The 17,580-nt window shown below is 60.9% G+C and carries 14 protein-coding genes; 13 read left to right on the top strand and 1 reads right to left on the bottom strand.

The annotated features are described in order from the left end of the window. The first annotated feature begins 2 nt into the window (after positions 1-2). The 13 genes from hisS to AX768_RS08050 all read left to right on the top strand — a co-directional run bounded on the left by hisS (position 3) and on the right by AX768_RS08050 (position 15,103). Positions 3-1,349 carry a histidine--tRNA ligase gene (gene hisS / locus AX768_RS08110; RefSeq protein WP_061999533.1) on the top strand — a complete coding sequence of 449 codons (1,347 nt, stop codon included), beginning with the start codon at positions 3-5 and terminating at the stop codon, positions 1,347-1,349. Positions 1,350-1,449: 100 nt separating this feature from the next. Continuing rightward, complete coding sequence (locus AX768_RS08105) at positions 1,450-2,079, top strand: YfgM family protein (protein ID WP_061999532.1); 630 nt, start codon at positions 1,450-1,452, stop codon at positions 2,077-2,079. Positions 2,080-2,241: 162 nt separating this feature from the next. Continuing rightward, a complete protein-coding gene (gene bamB / locus AX768_RS08100; protein ID WP_061999531.1) occupies positions 2,242-3,381 on the top strand; it encodes an outer membrane protein assembly factor BamB in 1,140 nt (379 codons plus the stop codon). Positions 3,382-3,786: 405 nt separating this feature from the next. Beyond that, a complete protein-coding gene (gene der / locus AX768_RS08095; RefSeq protein WP_062000871.1) occupies positions 3,787-5,124 on the top strand; it encodes a ribosome biogenesis GTPase Der in 1,338 nt (445 codons plus the stop codon). A gap of 161 nt (positions 5,125-5,285) precedes the next feature. Beyond that, a complete protein-coding gene (gene hfq / locus AX768_RS08090) occupies positions 5,286-5,522 on the top strand; it encodes an RNA chaperone Hfq (RefSeq protein ID WP_031356421.1) in 237 nt (78 codons plus the stop codon). 29 nt (positions 5,523-5,551) lie between these two features. Beyond that, entirely contained in the window at positions 5,552-6,832 is a 1,281-nt protein-coding gene (hflX, locus tag AX768_RS08085; RefSeq protein ID WP_061999530.1) for a GTPase HflX, read from the top strand. Positions 6,833-6,879: 47 nt separating this feature from the next. Continuing rightward, positions 6,880-8,361, top strand: coding sequence for an FtsH protease activity modulator HflK (hflK, locus tag AX768_RS08080; RefSeq protein WP_062000870.1), 1,482 nt, complete (start codon positions 6,880-6,882; stop codon positions 8,359-8,361). 11 nt (positions 8,362-8,372) lie between these two features. After that, positions 8,373-9,287 carry a protease modulator HflC gene (hflC, locus tag AX768_RS08075; protein ID WP_062000869.1) on the top strand — a complete coding sequence of 305 codons (915 nt, stop codon included), beginning with the start codon at positions 8,373-8,375 and terminating at the stop codon, positions 9,285-9,287. Positions 9,288-9,328: 41 nt separating this feature from the next. Then, positions 9,329-9,520 (top strand): DUF2065 domain-containing protein, encoded by a 192-nt coding sequence (locus AX768_RS08070; RefSeq protein ID WP_056363906.1) that lies wholly within the window; start codon positions 9,329-9,331, stop codon positions 9,518-9,520. 122 nt (positions 9,521-9,642) lie between these two features. Continuing rightward, positions 9,643-10,794: an ATP phosphoribosyltransferase regulatory subunit gene (locus AX768_RS08065; RefSeq protein ID WP_061999529.1), complete on the top strand. Its 1,152-nt coding sequence runs from the start codon at positions 9,643-9,645 to the stop codon at positions 10,792-10,794. A gap of 175 nt (positions 10,795-10,969) precedes the next feature. After that, positions 10,970-12,316, top strand: a complete 1,347-nt coding sequence (locus AX768_RS08060; protein WP_061999528.1) for an adenylosuccinate synthase — start codon at positions 10,970-10,972, stop codon at positions 12,314-12,316. Between the two features lie 90 nt (positions 12,317-12,406). Further along, positions 12,407-12,967 carry a phosphoribosyltransferase gene (locus tag AX768_RS08055; RefSeq protein ID WP_061999527.1) on the top strand — a complete coding sequence of 187 codons (561 nt, stop codon included), beginning with the start codon at positions 12,407-12,409 and terminating at the stop codon, positions 12,965-12,967. 243 nt (positions 12,968-13,210) lie between these two features. After that, complete coding sequence (locus tag AX768_RS08050) at positions 13,211-15,103, top strand: potassium transporter Kup (protein WP_062000868.1); 1,893 nt, start codon at positions 13,211-13,213, stop codon at positions 15,101-15,103. A gap of 80 nt (positions 15,104-15,183) precedes the next feature. Here AX768_RS08050 and AX768_RS08045 read toward each other — a convergent pair whose 3' ends face one another. After that, positions 15,184-17,544 (bottom strand): Tex family protein, encoded by a 2,361-nt coding sequence (locus AX768_RS08045; RefSeq protein WP_061999526.1) that lies wholly within the window; start codon positions 17,542-17,544, stop codon positions 15,184-15,186. Positions 17,545-17,580 lie beyond the last annotated feature (36 nt).

Here is a 17,580-nt window from a genome sequence, read left to right as displayed (position 1 = left end):
AGATGACTGAAGTCAAGAAAAAGCTTGAAAAGCTAAGCGGCGTGAAGGGCATGAACGACATCCTTCCCGAACACGCCGCGCTTTACGAATTCTTCGAAAGTACCGTCAAATCGATGCTGCGTGCTTATGGCTACCAGCAGATCCGCACGCCGATCCTCGAGCATACGCAACTCTTTACGCGTGGCATTGGCGAAGTGACGGACATCGTCGAGAAGGAAATGTACAGCTTCACCGACGCGCTCAACGGCGAGCAGCTCACGCTGCGCCCGGAGAACACCGCTGCGGTGGTGCGCGCGACGATCGAACACAACCTGCTGTACGACGGCCCGAAGCGGTTGTGGTATGTCGGCCCGATGTTCCGCCACGAGCGCCCGCAACGCGGACGCTACAGGCAGTTTCATCAGGTAGGCGTGGAAGCGCTGGGCTTCGCAGGTCCGGACACCGACGCTGAAATCATCATGATGTGTCAGCGTCTGTGGGACGACCTCGGGCTGACCGGCATCCGTCTCGAACTCAATTCGCTCGGCCAGCCGGAAGAGCGCGCGGCGCATCGCAAAGAATTGATTGCCTATCTTGAGCAACACGTCGAAGCACTCGATGAAGAAGCGAAACGCCGCCTCTACACGAACCCGTTGCGCGTGCTAGATACGAAAAATCCGGCGATGCAGGAAATCGCGCAGAACGCACCGAAGCTCGTTGAATTTCTCGGGCCCGAATCGCTCGCGCACTTCGAAGGCGTTCAGCGTTTGCTGAAGGCGAACAACGTGCCGTTCAAGATCAATCCGCGCCTGGTGCGCGGTCTCGATTACTACAACCTGACCGTGTTCGAATGGGTGACCGACAAGCTCGGCTCGCAAGGCACGGTTGCAGGCGGCGGACGCTACGACCCGCTGATCGAACAGCTTGGCGGCAAGGCGGCGGCTGCGTGCGGCTGGGCGATGGGCGTCGAGCGGATTCTTGAATTGCTGAAAGAAGAAAACCTCGTGCCGGCGGCGGAAGGCACTGACATTTATGTCGTGCATCAGGGTGAAGCGGCGGCGGAGCAGGCGTTTATCATTGCCGAGCGTTTGCGCGATACCGGTCTCGACGTCATCCTGCATTGCAGCCCGGACGGCACGCCGGCGAGCTTCAAGTCGCAAATGAAAAAAGCCGATGCAAGCGGCGCAGCGTTCGCGGTCATTCTTGGCGAAAACGAACTCGCGCAAGGCATGGTTGGCGTGAAACCGTTGCGGTCCTCATCGCTTGAATCGACGGGTCAAAAGAACGAGCAGGCCACCGTGCCTGTGGAAGACTTGACCGAATTTCTAATCAATGCGATGGTGGCAACCGCCGACGACAGCGCCGACTGATTGTCCGGCGGCGCCGCGTGGAAACCCCCGTGCGGCGGCCCGAAACAATGGCGCGCGGCATTGCACGCGAACACAAAAGCAGTCAAGGAATACGCTGGGCATGAGCTATCACGAAGAACAAGAGTCACTTGAAAACCTGAAGGCCTGGTGGGCGAAATGGGGCAACTCCACGACCTGGATCGTGCTCGCGGTGCTCGTGGTCGCGGCCGGCTGGAACGGCTGGAATTTCTGGCAACGCAGGCAGGCGGCCGAAGCCGCCGTACTCTACGATCAGGTCCAGCAAGCAGTCACAGCGGGTGACAAGGCGTTGGTCACACGTGTGTCGTCGGACATGGAAGACAAGTTCGGCGGCACCGCGTACGCGCAGATGACCGCGCTTGCCGCAGCCAAATCCCTGTACATGAGTGGCGACAGCGCCGGTGCCAAGACGCAGCTTCAGTGGGCTGTCGATCACGCGAAGGATGCTGAATACAAGCAGATCGCGAAACTGCGGCTGTCGCTGATCCTCCTCGATCAAAAAGCTTACGACGCCGGCCTGAAAGTCCTCGCCGACGAACCCCTCGACGCGTTCAAGGGCGTGGTATCGGATCGTCGTGGTGATTTGCTGGCGGCGCAAGGCAAGCGCGACGACGCGCGCGCGGCCTATAAACTGGCGCTCACCTCGTTGCCGCAATCCGATTCGTCCGCACGCCAGCTGATTCAGTTCAAGCTCGACGCGCTGGGCGGCTGATGCCGCTCGTGCCGGAATAGGCGTGTAGCAACGTCGTCTTTGTGCGGGCGCGGTGCTCACTGGGTTAAAGTCGCGGGTTCTCAGCGGTCAGACCTGAACAGTCCTGAGTCTCGCGCCGCACACCGATCAACCGATTTCATTTTATCCATGTTGCGTCCACCGATGAATTTTCTGAAACGCTACGCTCTGCCGCTCGCCTGCGCGATGTCGGTCATGCTCACGGCCTGTGCCACCAAGGACGAGCGCCGGGTGCCGACTCCGCTTGTCGAGATCAAGCCTGTCCTGAATGTGGAGCAGGCCTGGAAGGCGAGCGTCGGCAAGGCCGGACGTTACCTGTTCTCGCCGGTTGCCATCGGCGATGCTGTTTATGCAGCAGGCGCGAACGGCACGGTCGCGAAGATCGATGCGAAGACCGGTCAGGACGTGTGGCGCATCAAGCTGAAAGACGATCTGTCGGCGGGCGTGGGCAGCGACGGCAACCTGACTGCGGTCGGCGGGCTGAAGGGCAATGTGTACGTGCTCGGACCCGACGGCAAGCAATTGTGGACGGCTACGGCGCCGGGCGAAATCATCTCGCCGCCGCTCGTGGGTAACGACCTCGTGGTTGTACGGACTATCGACGGCAAGATCGTCGCGTTCAATTCGGTGACCGGCGAGCAGAAGTGGATGTTCCAGACGCGCGCCGTACCGCTGAACCTGCGCGTGGCTGCCGGTATGACGTTCGCGGCATCGCAGGCGGTGCTGGCGGGTTTCCCGGGCGGCACGTTTGCGGCGATCAACTTGCAGACCGGCGACGCTTACTGGCAAGCGCCGGTTTCGTTCCCCAAGGGCGTGACCGAAGTCGAGCGTATCAACGACGTGACGGGCGCACCGACGCTGGTCGGATCCGTGACCTGCGCGGTGACGTTCCAGGGCCGTATCGGCTGTTTCGATGCGAATTCGGGCCGTCCGCAATGGGAAAAGAACTTCTCGAGCGACAGCGGTCTCGCGCAGGACAACGAGATCGTGGCAGCAGGCGACGACTGGTCGGTGGTGAACGCATTTAGCGGTATCGACGGAACCGTCCTCTGGAAGAACGACAAGCTGAAGAATCGCACGGTCAGCGTGCCGTTCATCCTGGGTCGCGCGGTCGTGGTCGGCGACTATCAAGGATTTGTGCACTTCCTGTCGGCAACCAATGGCGAGTTCGTTGGCCGCGCGAAGACCGACGGCAGCGCAATCACGGCTGCTCCGGTGCTGGCGGGCGACACGCTCGTGATCCAGACACATGACGGCGGCCTGTATGGTTTCCGCCCGCGTTAATGCGTTGGTTTGACCTGATGAGCGCGCCGGTTTTGCCGGCCGCTCGTGTTTTACGGACTTTTATGTTTTTTGAGTCCGCGCCGTGCGAATAGAATCGATTGATCAACGCTGCACGTGACGGACCTGTCGTGCGGCAAATAAGCGCACAAGCAGTATTGGCAACGGCAAACGCAACGCCAGACAACACGTAAGGCGTTCCAAGTGCGTCCCGAACGCGATGAAAGCGGCCATGAACCAGGAACCGGAGCAGCAGAAACGCTGCATCCTGCGATCCATCCGCTGGAACCGTGCTAATTTTCGACACATCGCCGGACCGCAAACTCGCGGTTCGCCGTTTCCGGAGTGACATCCGGCGCGCGCCGGGCCGGAATGATCCGCCCTGCGTTCAACCAAGAACACCATCTGATGAAACCCGTAATTGCCCTCGTGGGGCGCCCCAATGTGGGGAAATCGACGCTCTTCAACCGCCTGACGCGCTCGCGCGATGCGCTCGTCGCCGACTTGCCCGGTCTTACGCGCGACCGCCATTACGGTGAAGGCCGTGTGGGCGACCGTCCTTATCTGGTCGTCGATACCGGCGGTTTCGAGCCTGTCGCAAAGGACGGCATCCTGCACGAGATGGCTCGCCAGACACGCCAGGCAGTGGAAGAGTCCGACATCGTCGTGTTCATCACCGACGGCCGCAACGGGCTCGCGCCGCAAGACAAGGCGATCGCCGACTACCTGCGCAAGACGGGCCGGCCGTTGTTCCTCGTGGTCAACAAGGCCGAAGGCATGAAGTACAGCGCGGTGGCCGCGGACTTCTACGAACTGGGCCTGGGCGACCCGCGCGCCATTTCAGCCGCGCACGGCGACGGTGTGACGGAGATGATCGGCGATGCGCTCGAGATCGCTTACGCCGGACAGCCGGAAGAAGATCCCGAAGAAAAGGCCGCGCGTGGCGTGAAGATCGCCATCGTGGGACGCCCGAACGTCGGCAAGTCGACGCTGATCAATGCGCTGGTTGGCGAAGAGCGCGTGATCGCGTTCGACATGCCCGGCACCACGCGCGATTCCATTTATGTTGATTTCGAGCGAAGTGGCCGCAAGTACACGTTGATCGATACAGCGGGTTTGCGTCGTCGCGGCAAGGTGTTCGAAGCGATCGAGAAGTTTTCGGTGGTGAAGACGCTGCAGTCCATTTCAGACGCGAACGTGGTGATCCTGCTGGTCGATGCACAACAGGACATCTCCGAGCAGGATGCGCACATCGCCGGATTCGTAGTGGAACAAGGCCGCGCGCTGGTCGTTGGCGTGAACAAGTGGGACGGACTCGATTCGCATGTGCGCGAGCGCACCAAGGCGGACCTCACGCGCAAGCTCAAGTTTTTGGACTTTGCTAAATTCCATTACGTCTCGGCGCTGGAGAAAACCGGTATTAGCCAGTTGATGAAATCCGTCGATGACGCTTACGCCGCGGCCATGGCAAAGCTGCCCACGCCGAAGCTCACGCGCGCCCTCATTGACGCAGTGGAGTTCCAGCAGCCCCGGCGCCGTGGTCCGATCCGTCCGAAGCTGCGCTATGCGCACCAGGGCGGGCAGAATCCCCCGATCATTGTCGTGCACGGCAACGCGCTCGACGCGATCACGGACACCTACAAACGTTATCTGGAAGGACGCTTCAGAGAAACTTTCGGGCTGGTTGGGACTCCATTGCGAATAGAGTTTCGTTCGAGTGCGAATCCTTACGCGGATAAGGGCTGATGCCGGCCTGAATCCCGCGTGCATCAAGCGTTTCGGCGGATTTGGACGGGCGGGGCGCGCTGGTGCGAAAATGAAAATCGGCTATAGTGTAGCGATTGACGGCGGATCTCTTTTTCTTCGTCGCAATCACGTTAACCTGCAAAAATAATACGGAGTTTGCTATGAGCAACAAAGGGCAATTGTTACAAGACCCGTTTTTGAACGCACTGCGAAAAGAGCATGTGCCGGTGTCGATCTACTTGGTCAACGGCATCAAGCTGCAAGGCAATATTGAATCGTTCGACCAGTACGTCGTGTTGCTCCGTAACACCGTGACCCAGATGGTCTACAAGCACGCCATTTCCACGGTCGTGCCAGCGCGTCCGGTGAATTTCCACCCGGATGCTGAAACGCCCTAAACCTCGCAGCGTCCGGTGTAATGGCATGAATGAACTTGCTAATTCACCGGTCGCTTCAAAATGAAAACATCAATTTGATCAACGCAGCGCTTGTGGGTGTCGACTTCGGAAAAATCGATTTCGACGCCAGTCTCGAAGAACTCAGTCTGCTCGCACAAAGTGCGGGTGCCCATCCCGCCGTCACCCTGACCGGTCGCCGTTCCAGCCCTGATGCCAAGATGTTTGTCGGCAGCGGCAAAGTCGAAGAGCTGCGCCTCGCCTGCGTTGCCAACGACGTGGAACTCGTCATCTTCAATCATGCTCTGGCACCCGCGCAGCAGCGGAACCTGGAAACGGCGCTCGAGCGCCGAGTGATCGACCGCACCAGTCTCATACTCGATATTTTCGCGCAGCGTGCCCGCAGTCACGAAGGCAAGCTGCAGGTCGAACTCGCTCAGCTCCAGTATCTGTCCACACGATTGATTCGTGCGTGGACTCACCTCGAGCGGCAGAAGGGTGGTATCGGCCTGCGCGGACCGGGTGAAACACAGCTTGAAACCGACCGCCGGTTGATCGGCGAGCGTATCAAGGCGTTGAAGGCGCGGCTTGCGAAGCTGCAACGCCAGCATGGCACGCAGCGCCGTCAGCGGGAGCGCAACCGGACCACGTCGGTTTCTCTCGTGGGTTATACGAACGCGGGCAAGTCCACGCTGTTCAATGCGCTGACGAAGGCGCAGGCGTATGCGGCGGACCAGTTGTTCGCCACGCTCGATACAACCTCGCGCCGGGTGTATCTCGGCGAGGAAGCGGGACAGGCGGTGGTGTCCGACACGGTCGGGTTCATTCGCGACTTGCCTCACCAACTGGTTGCGGCATTCCGCGCGACGCTCGAGGAAACGGTACAGGCCGACTTGCTGCTGCATGTCGTCGATGCATCGAGCATGGTGCGGCTCGACCAGATCGAGGAAGTGAACAAGGTGCTGAGCAGTATCGGTGCCGACGGCGTTCCGCAAATTCTCGTATTCAACAAGATTGATGCAGTGCCTGAACTCGCGGCCCGCAACGATCCGGTTGAAAGGGACGAGTATGGTAATATTTTGCGCGTATTTTTGAGCGCGCGAACGGGTCAGGGACTCGACGCGCTGCGCGCTGCCATCGCCGAATTTGCGGCTTCCGAACCTAAAGATAACAACGAGTACACGGAACTTCCGGACGGCACAATCGTGCCGGAGTCCATGGATAGCACATCCGACGACGGAACCACGCTACCGGAAGACCACCGGTCAGCCGACGAAAGTGAAGACCGCAAGGTCCCCGAGCACGGGCACTGATCTGTTCCGATTTGCATTGACCCGGCTGTCTAATGGTGAATCACCGAGTGAACGACTACAACGAGCGGAGTACCCGGCAGCTTTCGCATGCCGTCTTTTCGATCAACGACCCGCGCTGGGGGCGGGGCGACGGCAATGGCGAAAATAAAGGCCAGGACCCGAAGCGTCCGCAGGAACAGAAGCGTCCATCGAAGGACAAGGATGGCGAAGGACCGCCGGATCTCGACGAAATGTGGCGCGACTTCAACAAGAAGCTTGCAGGCCTGTTCGGCAAGAAGCCGGCCGGCGGCGGTCCGCGTCCAGATAACGGCCGCACCGCGAAGATCGGACTGGGCATTGTTGTCGGCGCGCTGATCGCGATCTATCTCGGCAGCGGCGTGTTTGTCGTGCAGGACGGGAACGTGGGCGTGGTGTCGCGCTTTGGCAAGTACGAAGGCCAGGCGGATCAGGGCGTCCACTGGCGTCTGCCATATCCGTTCGAATCGCACGAGATCGTCAATACGTCGCAGATCCGTTCGGTCGATATCGGCCGCAATAACACGCTCACGCAAGCCAACGTTCGCGACGCGTCGCTGCTCACGCACGACGCGGATATCGTCGACGTGCGCTTTGCCGTGCAGTATCAGATCAAGTCGGCGACCGACTATCTGTTCCGCAATCTCGATCCGGAGCAGAACGTGACGGAATCGGCGCAGGCCGCCATCCGCGAGATCGCAGGCACGCACAGCACGGACGAACTGCTGTTCAAGGACCACGAAGCATTGCGTGCGAAGCTGGTCGACCGGATCCAGGCATCGCTTGATTCGTACAAGACCGGTTTGCAGGTGACCGGCGTGACCATTCAGAGCGTACAGGTGCCCGCGCAGGTTCAACCCGCGTTCGAGGAAGCGGCGAAGGTGCGCCAGGACAACGAACGCGCGGTGGATACAGCCAAGGCCTACGCCGATCAATTGCTTCCCCGCGCGAAGACGGACGCGGCGCGCATGATCGACGAAGCCAAGGGTTATAGCAACCGGGCCGTTTCGCAGGCGCAAGGCAATGCCGAGCGTTTCAAGCAGGTTTATGCAGAATATTCGAAGGCGCCGGCAGTGATTCGTCAACGCATGTATCTGGACACAATGCAGCAGATTTATTCGCGGGCGACGAAGGTGTTCGTCGACAGCAAGAGCTCGAATAACGTGGTTTATTTGCCGCTCGACAAGCTCGTCGATGCAAACCGTCAGCGTGCGAGCGCGGCCGCTCCGGCAAGCGGTGCATCGGACGCTTCGGCTCCTTCGGCAAGTGTAGCGAACCAGCCGGTTGGCGCAGCGCCCGCGAGCGTCGGCACGTCGATCACGCAGGATGCGCGCAGCGAAAGCGCGCAGGCAACATCGGCCGTTGCGGCGCAATCTGCCTCCGCCAGCACTGCGGCCAGCGCCGTGGCTGCATCGTCGACATCGGCATCTGGATCGGCGCAGTCGACCGGTGGCGATCCATTGCGCTCGCGCGACGCGTTCCGTTCGCGCTCGCGTGAAGACGACACGCAATGAGGAGCGCGATCATGAATCGAATCGTTGCGCTGGTAGTTGCCGTCGTGGTCGTGTTGTTTATTGGCTCTTCCATGATGTTCGTGGTCGACGAACGTCATGCCGGCGTAGTCACCGCGCACGGCGGAGGTGACCCCAAGCTCGTCACGCCCGGCCTGCATTTCAAGCTGCCGCCGCCGTTCCAGACGCTGACGCTGATCGACACCCGTACGCTCACCATCGACGAAGCGGGCACTGACCGTTTCAATACGTCGGACAAGAACGAGGTGATCGTGAATACGGTCATCAAGTATCGTGTCGCGGACCCGCTCAAGCTTTTTGTGAGCAACGAAAAGAACACACAGACCGCGCAGGACCGTCTGGCCGCGCTCACGCGCACGGCGCTGACGTCGTCGTTCACGAAGCGTCCGCTGGCCGATGTGCTCGGCGAGCAGCAGGCTATCGGGACGGAAGCGCAGAAGGCGATCGAGCAGCCGGCAGCGGCGTTCGGCGTGGAACTCGTGGATGTGCAACTGACGCGCATCGACTTTCCGGCTGCGGTGGCGGATTCCGTCTACAAGCGCATGATTGCAGCACGCCAGCAAGCGGCGGCCGAAGAACGCGCGAAGGGCACGGCTGACGCAGACGCAATCAAGGCGAATGCGGATCGTCAGCAGGAAGCCATTCTCGCCGATGCCTACAAGGAAGCGCAGACCATCAAGGGCGAGGGCGATGGCCGTGCTGCGTCGATTGCCGCAGATGCGTACGGCGTCGATCCGCAGTTCTACCAGTTCTATCAAAGCCTTGAAGCGTATAAAAAGACGTTCAATGCCGGCGATGTGATGGTTGTCGATCCGAGCAGCGATTTCTTCCGCTTCATGCGCAGCCCGAACGGTGCTGCGCCGAGCGCCGCCGATGCCACCACCCCGGCGCCCGCGCGCAAGCGCTGAGCTCCAATCGTCGCGGTGCGAGCCGCGGCGCCATCTATTGAATGGATATGGCTGCATCGTTACTGCTCGCGATTGCGTTGATGCTGATTATCGAAGGGATGTTTCCGTTCGTCTTCCCCAATTCCTGGCGCGACACGTTCCGCCGGATCGCTCAACGGCCGCCGCACCAGATTCGGATCGGCGGCCTGATCGCGATGGCGCTCGGCGTGATTCTGCTGCTGATTGCGACCTGAATTGCGTCGAGGCTGGCCGAGTCCGTAGCCACCCGCAGATCAAAAGATTATCCTGACCGACCGGCGATGCCACCTTCACCTCGCATCGCCGCGCTCAAAAACGTTCCGTAGGAAACGCCCCGATGTCCACCTGGTTACTTCCCGAGAATATCGCCGACGTCTTGCCGTCCGAGGCGCGCAAGATTGAAGAGTTGCGCCGCCGGCTGCTCGATCGTTTTCGTTCGTACGGCTACGAACTCGTGATGCCGCCGATGCTCGAGTACCTCGAATCGCTGCTCACCAGCGGCGGCAGCGACCTCAACCTGCGCACGTTCAAGCTCGTCGACCAATTGTCCGGACGCACGCTCGGCCTGCGCGCTGACATCACGCCGCAGGTTTCCCGCATCGATGCGCATTTGCTGAACCGGCAAGGCGTGACGCGCCTGTGTTACGCGGGCAATGTGCTGCATACGCGTCCGCGTGGCTTGCACGCGACGCGCGAGCAGATCCAGATCGGCGCGGAAATCTACGGCCACGCCGGGCTGGAAGCGGATCTGGAAATCCAGCAATTGATGCTCGATTCGCTGCGTCTGAGCGGTTTGAACAAGGTGCGTCTCGACTTGTGCCACGCGGGCGTCCTGGCGGCTTTGCTCGACCTCGAACCTGGCGCTGCCGCGCTCGGTGAGTCGCTCTACGACGCGCTCGGCGCGAAGGACGTACCGCGTCTGAACGAACTCACGTCCAGACTCGGCGATGTCGCCCGCGACGCGCTGCGGGCGTTGCCGTCACTCTACGGCGACGCATCGGTACTCGATGAAGCGCGCGCACGCTTGCCGAATTTGCCGGTCATCGGCCGGGCGCTCGACGACCTCGCGTTCCTTGCGGCGCAGGCGCACGGCGCCGAGCTGATGATCGATCTCGCCGACCTGCGCGGCTACGCGTACCACAGCGGCGTGATGTTCTCGGCCTACGTGGACGGCGTGCCGAACGCAGTTGCGCGAGGCGGCCGTTACGACGACGTTGGCCAGGCCTATGGCCGCGCACGTCCCGCAACCGGTTTCTCGCTCGATCTGCGTGAAGTCGCGCGCATTTCTCCTGTCGATGCCCGCGGCAGCGCGGTCCTCGCCCCGTGGAACCATGACGAACCGCTGCAGACGGCGGTCGCGAAACTGCGCGATGCCGGCGAAGTCGTGATCCAGGCGTTGCCCGGACACGACCATGATCTCGACGAGTTCGCGTTCGACCGCGTGCTGGTCGAGCGCAACGGGACATGGGTCGTCGAGGCCCGTTCCTAGCGGCTTCGGGGCTTGCTGCAAGCGTTTTTCACGCGCATGCAGCACATAACCGCAGACAAAACTTCAGCCTCATCCGATCGACTTTCGGTCGATATCCGTTCGCAAATACCGGGAAAAACTCGGAACCTTCGGCGAACATAGGTAAAATGCTTTTTTAACCAGCTATCAAATTGACATGTCTGCCAGCGCAGTGAATGTGAACCCGGGGCGCAACGTCGTCGTGGTCGGCACCCAGTGGGGTGATGAAGGCAAGGGCAAGATCGTCGACTGGTTGACGGACCACGCCCAAGGCGTCGTGCGCTTCCAGGGCGGTCATAACGCCGGCCATACGCTCATTATCGGCGGCAAGAAGACCATTCTTCGCCTGATTCCGTCGGGCATCATGCGCGCCGGCACGGCTTGCTATATCGGCAACGGCGTGGTTTTGTCGCCCGAAGCGCTCTTCAAGGAAATCGGCGAACTGGAAACGGCGGGTATCGACGTCCAGAAGCGCCTGTTCATTTCCGAAGCCGCCAACCTGATCCTGCCGTATCACATTGCCATCGACCAGGCGCGCGAAGCACGTCGTGGCGCGGCGAAGATCGGAACGACGGGACGCGGTATCGGACCGGCGTACGAGGACAAGGTCGGCCGCCGCGGCCTGCGCGTGCAGGACCTGTACGACCGCGACGTATTCGCTGAACGTCTGCGCGAAACGCTGGACTTCCACAACTTCGTGCTGACGGGTTATCTCGGCGCGCCGGCGGTGGATTTTCAGCAAACGCTCGACACCATGTTCGGTTACGCCGAGCGCCTCGCGCCCATGGTGACGGACGTCTCGCGTCGCCTTTACGACGAGAACCACGCCGGCCGCAACCTCTTGTTCGAAGGTGCGCAAGGCACGCTGCTCGACATCGACCACGGCACGTACCCGTATGTCACGTCGAGCAACTGCGTGGCGGGCGCGGCAACCTCGGGGGCGGGCGTGGGTCCGCAGAAACTGAACTACATCCTCGGCATCACGAAAGCATATTGCACGCGCGTGGGTGCGGGTCCGTTCCCAAGCGAGTTGTATGATGCGGACAATGTGAATCGTCAGGAACAGATTGGCCTGACGCTTGCCACCGTCGGCAAGGAGTTCGGCTCGGTGACCGGCCGTCCGCGCCGCACCGGCTGGCTCGACGCCGCTGCGCTGCGCCGCTCCATTCAGATCAACGGGATCTCGGGCCTGTGCATGACCAAGCTCGATGTGCTGGACGGCCTGGAAGAAGTGAAGCTCTGCGTGGGCTACAAGCTCGACGGCAAGGACGTCGACATCCTGCCGCGCGGCGCCTCGGAAGTGGCGCGTTGCGAGCCGATCTACGAAACGTTCGGCGGCTGGAAGGAAAGCACCATCGGCATCACGCAATGGGACCGCTTGCCGGAAACCGCGCGCAAGTATCTGTCGCGTGTGCAGGAAGTGGCGGGCGTGCCTATCGACATGGTGTCGACGGGTCCGGATCGCGACGAAACCATCCTGCTGCGTCACCCGTTCAAGGTTTAAGACCTCGGGCGTCTGGCAAAGACCAAGTGGCCGCGAATGTGCGGCCACTTTGCATTTTCAACCGTTGCACGTATTTAAAAGAGTTTGACCATGATCGCGATGAAAGACCCGCGCAACGACGACCGGAACCTGTGGGTGGGCTGGGACGAATATCACCGGCTGATCGAACTGCTGGCGCTGTCCGTGCACGACTCAGGCTGGAAGTTCGACAATATCCTGTGTCTCGCGCGCGGCGGCCTGCGCGTAGGCGACCAGCTTTCGCGCATCTATGATCTGCCGCTCGCGATCCTCGCGACGAGTTCGTATCGCGAGGCGGCGGGAACGGAGCAGGGGGCGCTCGACATCGGTCAATACATCACGATGACGCGTGGGGAACTCTCCGGCAACGTGCTGCTCGTCGACGATCTGGTCGATTCAGGCGTCACGCTTTCGCGCGTTCAGCAGCATCTGAAGGAGCGTTATCCGGCGGTAACCGCCGTGCGCTCTGCCGTCCTTTGGTATAAAGGCTGCTCGACCGTGAAGCCCGATTATTTCGTTCAGTTCCTCGAAACGAACCCGTGGATTCATCAGCCGTTCGAGGAATGGGATACGGTCCGGCCGCACAACCTCGGTGCGTGGATCAAGCGCGGTCTGCACGACGAACGTAGCTGATCGTTTGTTCCATTTCGGCACGGCGGCTGTTACGCCGTTCCACCCAAGATGCCGTTCGAATGCCTGTTAGGATGTTCGAACGGCATTTTCATGTTCATCGCCCATGCAGCTTAGTGACTTCGCCGCAATGTCAAATCGCCTAAATGCGCCCGTCGTCGCGGTATCACAACACGGCGGTGAGGCGACAGGCGCGGCGTTAGAATGGCGTTCGTTTTTTCCGATCAGGACGGCTCCGCCGCGTTTATGACAACAGTGACCCACGCGCATGAGCGCAAACAACCACTTCCTGCTCTGGCGCTTGCCGCTATCGGAGTCGTGTTTGGTGACATTGGTACGAGCCCGCTGTACGCGCTGAAAGAGGCGTTCAGCAAAACGCATGGCATCGAACTCAATGAGGCTTCCGTCCTCGGGGTCATCTCGCTGCTGTTCTGGGCGATCGTGATCGTGGTGGGCATCAAATACGTGCTGTTCGTCATGCGCGCCGACAACAACGGCGAAGGTGGCGTGCTCGCGCTCATGACGCTCGCGCTGCGCACGCTGAAGGAATCGGGCCGCGCCACCGGCGTGCTGATGATGCTTGGCATCTTCGGCGCCTGCATGTTTTATGGCGACGCCGTGATTACGCCGGCCATGTCGGTGATATCGGCGGTGGAAGGGCTTGAAATTGCCTCGCCGCGGCTCGCTAACTACGTGATTCCGATCACCATCGTCATCTTGATCGCGCTGTTCTGGATTCAGCGGCGCGGCACGTCGGTGGTCGGCAAGCTGTTCGGGCCGATCATGCTGGTGTGGTTCGTGACGCTTGCCGTGATGGGCGTGTTTCACATCGTTCAGGCACCGCGTGTGTTGGTCGCATTGAATCCGTATTACGCGTTTTCGTTCATGCAGGCGCATGTGTTGCAAGCGTATATCGTGCTGGGCTCGGTCGTGCTGGTGCTGACCGGCGCTGAAGCGCTTTATGCCGACATGGGACACTTTGGCGCCAAGCCCATTCGATACGGCTGGTACGGCCTCGTCATGCCCTCGCTGCTGCTGAATTACTTCGGCCAGGGCGCGCTGCTGATGCATTCGCCCGAAGCGCGCGAAAGTCCGTTCTTCCTGATGGCGCCCGACTGGGCGCTGCTGCCGCTCGTGATCCTGTCGACCATTGCGACCGTGATTGCATCGCAAGCGGTGATCTCCGGCGCCTATTCGCTGACGAGCCAGGCCATCCAGCTCGGCTACGTGCCGCGCATGAAGATCCTGCATACGTCGGATCTGGCTATTGGGCAGATCTATATTCCGGTCGTGAACTGGATGCTGCTGTTCATCATCCTGTGCATCGTGATCGGCTTCAAGAGCTCCGAGAATCTCGCGGCTGCATACGGGCTTGCCGTCACCGCGACCATGCTGGTCACGACCATTCTCGCGTCGGTGGTGATGACCAAGCTGTGGGGATGGAACAAGTTCCTGGTGGGCGCGATCATCAGCGTGTTCTTTATTATCGATGTCGGGTTTTTCGGCGCCAGCCTGCTCAAGATCGAGCAGGGCGGCTGGCTGCCGTTGGGTATCGGCGGAGTGTTGTTCTTCCTGCTGATGACGTGGTTCAAGGGCCGCATGATCGTCAAGGACCGGACCGCCGCCGATGGCATTCCGCTGATGCCGTTCCTGCAGGGTCTGCTTGCGCACCCGCCGCATCGGGTGTCGGGTACGGCGATCTACCTGACCGGCAGCGATTCGCTCGTGCCGGTGAGCTTGCTGCATAACCTGAAGCACAACAAGGTTCTCCACGAGCGCACGATATTCCTGAATTTCGCCACGCGCGATGTCCCTTACGTGGACGATGCTACCCGCGTGGAAGTGAAAGACGCGGGCGGGGGTTTGTTCCTCGTGAAGGCGCAGTACGGCTTCAATGAAACGCCGGATGTGAAGGCTGTGCTGATGGAAATCGGGCGCACACATGACATGACATTCGAGCTTATGGACACCTCGTTCTTCATGGCGCGCGAGACGGTGGTGCCGACGCAATTGCCGGGCATGTCGGTATGGCGCGAGCGTGTGTTCGCGTGGATGCATCAGAATGCCGCGAAGCCAACGGACTTCTTCAGCATTCCGGCTAATCGTGTGGTCGAACTCGGGACGAAGATCGAGATTTGATCGTCATGTTTGACTGAGGAAGACAAACGGCCCATCGAAAGATGGGCCGTTCTTGTTTCTGCTTCGTCGATTGCGATGACCTATTTCTTCAGCTTTGCGAACGCCGCTGCCATTGCGCTGCTGGCTGCTTCCGGCTCGCGCCGGCTGCCGCTGTTGCCGCGGACATCGCGGGCGCTGCCACCTCCGGCACTACCGCCGCGGCGATCCTGCCCGCCGCGTTGCTGTTGCTGCGCCGTACCGCCCTCAGGCGCGAAGTCATCGTCAAGACGCATGGTCAGTGCGATCCGCTGGCGCTTCACATCTGTTTCGAGCACTTTCACCTTCACCACCTGACCGGCTTTCACCACCTCGTGCGGGTCCTTGATGAACTTCGTCGACATCGCCGACACATGCACGAGTCCATCCTGATGCACGCCGATATCGATAAACGCGCCAAACGCCGCCACGTTCGTGACCACGCCTTCCAGGATCATGCCCGGCGTCAGGTCGGAGAGCTTTTCGACGCCTTCGCGGAACGTGGCCGTCTTGAACTCGGGGCGCGGATCACGGCCGGGTTTTTCGAGCTCGGCCAGAATGTCACGCACGGTGGGAAGACCAAACCGGTCATCGACGAAATCCGCCGGCGACAAGCCTGACAACGCTTCGCGTTTGCCCATCACATCGGCGGCGTGTTTCTTTATTTTCGCCAGGATCCGTTCGACGACCGGATACGCTTCCGGATGTACCGACGACCGGTCGAGCGGATTGGCGCCGTTGTTGATGCGGAGGAATCCCGCAGCTTGTTCGAAGGTTTTATCGCCGAGACGGGGGACTTTTTTCAACTGATCGCGTGAAGCGAAGGGGCCGTTGGCATCGCGGAAATCGACGATATTGCGCGCCAATGTCGCGTTCAGACCGGACACGCGTGCAAGCAGCGCCACCGATGCCGTGTTCGCGTCCACGCCGACGGCATTCACGCAGTCTTCGACGACGGCGTCGAGCGAGCGGGCGAGGTCGCGCTGATTCACGTCGTGCTGATACTGGCCAACGCCGATGGCCTTCGGGTCGATCTTGACGAGTTCTGCGAGCGGATCCTGCAAGCGCCGTGCGATGGAAACAGCGCCGCGCAAGGTTACATCCAGGTCAGGAAATTCCTTCGATGCCAGTTCGGATGCCGAATAAATCGATGCTCCTGCTTCCGACACCACGATCTTCTGCAGCTTCAGTTCCGGGTGTTTCGCGATCAGCTCGCTTGCGAGCTTGTCCGTCTCGCGCGAAGCGGTGCCATTGCCGATACTGATCAGCTCGGCTTGCGTCTGCGCCGCGATGCGCGCGAGCTTCGCGAGCGAGCCATCCCAGTCGCGACGCGGCTCGTGAGGATAGATGACATCGGTCGCGAGCAGCTTGCCAGTGCGATCGACCACGGCGACTTTCACGCCGGTACGCATGCCCGGATCCAGTCCGATAACCGCCTTCGGACCCGCCGGCGCTGCCAGCAAAAGATCCTTCAGATTGCGCGCAAACACGCGAATCGCCTCGCCTTCGGCCTCCTCGCGCAGATTCGTCAGCAAGTCGTTCTCGACATTCGGCTGCACCTTTACACGCCAGCACCAGCGGCAGACGTCGGAGAGCCATTTATCGGCGGGACGGCCCTGATTGGCGATACCCACATGGTTCGCGATCAGCGTCTCGCCCGGATGCGGCACCTGGGCATCAAGTTCGCCGCCAAGCCCCAGCTTGACGGACAGGACGCCCGCGTTGCGGCCGCGGAACAGCGCCAGCGCACGATGCGACGGCACCGTGCGGATGGTTTCCGAGTAGTCGTAATAATCGCGGAATTTCTCGCCTTCCTCGGTTTCCTTGCCTTCGACCACGGTCGAGATCACGCTGCCTTGCTTGAACAGATATTCGCGGACCTTGCCGAGAATCTCGGCAGTTTCGCCGAACTGCTCGGAGAGAATGTCGCGGGCGCCGTCGAGCGCGGCCTTCGTGTCCGCGACGCCTTTTTCTGCGTCCACATAACGCGCGGCTTCGGTTTGCGGGTCGAGCTTCGGATCGGCGAGAAGGGCGTCCGCAAGCGGCTGCAGGCCGGCCTCGCGGGCGATCATCGCGCGGGTCCGCCGTTTCGGTTTGTACGGGAGATACAGGTCTTCGAGCACCTGCTTGCTGTCCGCGCCTTCCACGGCTGCGCGCAGTTCGGGCGTGAGCTTGCCCTGTTCGTCGATGCTCTGGACAATCGCCGCGCGCCGGTCCTCGAGCTCGCGGAGGTAGACGAGCCGCTCTTCGAGATTGCGCAATTGCGTATCGTCGAGATTGCCTGTCACTTCCTTTCTATAACGGGCGATGAACGGAACGGTGGAGCCTTCATCGAGAAGTTGCACGGTGGCGGCGACCTGGCGCGGCTGCACGCTCAACTCGGTGGCGATGCGCTGGACAATCTTGAGTGCTACGGTTTCCGTCATGGGTGTCTGCGTCTGCCTGCTGGCTCATCAGGGGCG

It is taken from the genome of Burkholderia sp. PAMC 28687 (assembly GCF_001577465.1).
Classification (GTDB): domain Bacteria; phylum Pseudomonadota; class Gammaproteobacteria; order Burkholderiales; family Burkholderiaceae; genus Caballeronia.
This window is presented reverse-complemented; position numbering and strand designations above follow the sequence as displayed.

Bases quoted from the DNA above. Each gene is read 5' to 3' on its own strand.
- hisS (WP_061999533.1), top strand. From the start codon at position 3: ATGACTGAAGTCAAGAAAAAGCTTGAAAAGCTAAGCGGCGTGAAGGGC.
- AX768_RS08105 (WP_061999532.1), top strand. From the start codon at position 1,450: ATGAGCTATCACGAAGAACAAGAGTCACTTGAAAACCTGAAGGCCTGG.
- bamB (WP_061999531.1), top strand. From the start codon at position 2,242: ATGAATTTTCTGAAACGCTACGCTCTGCCGCTCGCCTGCGCGATGTCG.
- der (WP_062000871.1), top strand. From the start codon at position 3,787: ATGAAACCCGTAATTGCCCTCGTGGGGCGCCCCAATGTGGGGAAATCG.
- hfq (WP_031356421.1), top strand. From the start codon at position 5,286: ATGAGCAACAAAGGGCAATTGTTACAAGACCCGTTTTTGAACGCACTG.
- hflX (WP_061999530.1), top strand. From the start codon at position 5,552: ATGAACTTGCTAATTCACCGGTCGCTTCAAAATGAAAACATCAATTTG.
- hflC (WP_062000869.1), top strand. From the start codon at position 8,373: ATGAATCGAATCGTTGCGCTGGTAGTTGCCGTCGTGGTCGTGTTGTTT.
- AX768_RS08070 (WP_056363906.1), top strand. From the start codon at position 9,329: ATGGATATGGCTGCATCGTTACTGCTCGCGATTGCGTTGATGCTGATT.
- AX768_RS08065 (WP_061999529.1), top strand. From the start codon at position 9,643: ATGTCCACCTGGTTACTTCCCGAGAATATCGCCGACGTCTTGCCGTCC.
- AX768_RS08060 (WP_061999528.1), top strand. From the start codon at position 10,970: ATGTCTGCCAGCGCAGTGAATGTGAACCCGGGGCGCAACGTCGTCGTG.
- AX768_RS08055 (WP_061999527.1), top strand. From the start codon at position 12,407: ATGATCGCGATGAAAGACCCGCGCAACGACGACCGGAACCTGTGGGTG.
- AX768_RS08050 (WP_062000868.1), top strand. From the start codon at position 13,211: ATGACAACAGTGACCCACGCGCATGAGCGCAAACAACCACTTCCTGCT.
- AX768_RS08045 (WP_061999526.1), bottom strand. From the start codon at position 17,544: ATGACGGAAACCGTAGCACTCAAGATTGTCCAGCGCATCGCCACCGAG.